Source organism: Psychrobacter sp. 16-MNA-CIBAN-0192, assembly GCF_040309565.1.
In the GTDB taxonomy this organism is placed as follows: Bacteria; Pseudomonadota; Gammaproteobacteria; order Pseudomonadales; family Moraxellaceae; genus Psychrobacter.
Map to the genome: position 1 here is coordinate 1 of NZ_JBEOOX010000371.1, position 263 is coordinate 263.

The following is a 263-nucleotide window of genomic DNA, read 5'->3' on the forward strand; positions in this document are numbered from 1 at the left end:
GCGCCAGACGCTCGCGGGACCATTGGCCGTCTTGCAAACGGTAGTTGAGACGATCATGCAGGCGGCTGGCGCGGCCTTGCCAGAACTCGATGCGCTCGGGCAGTAAACGGTACCCTCCCCAATGCTCTGGGCAATCGGGCTGGGTATCGCTGAAACGCTCTTCAGTGGCCTTGAGCAGCGCCTGCAGCTCTTCGCGATCACGAATCACCCTGCTCTGCGGAGAAGCCCAAGCGCCCAGGCGACTGCCCAACGGGCGCACCTGG

1 protein-coding gene is annotated in these 263 nt (G+C 64.3%); it reads right to left on the reverse strand.

Translation table 11 applies throughout. The features are described from left to right. Positions 1-208 (reverse strand): pyridoxine 5'-phosphate oxidase C-terminal domain-containing protein (locus tag AAEY78_RS13640; protein WP_352339876.1); only part of this gene is annotated, 208 nt, incomplete at its 3' end. Between the last annotated feature and the right edge of the window lie 55 nt (positions 209-263).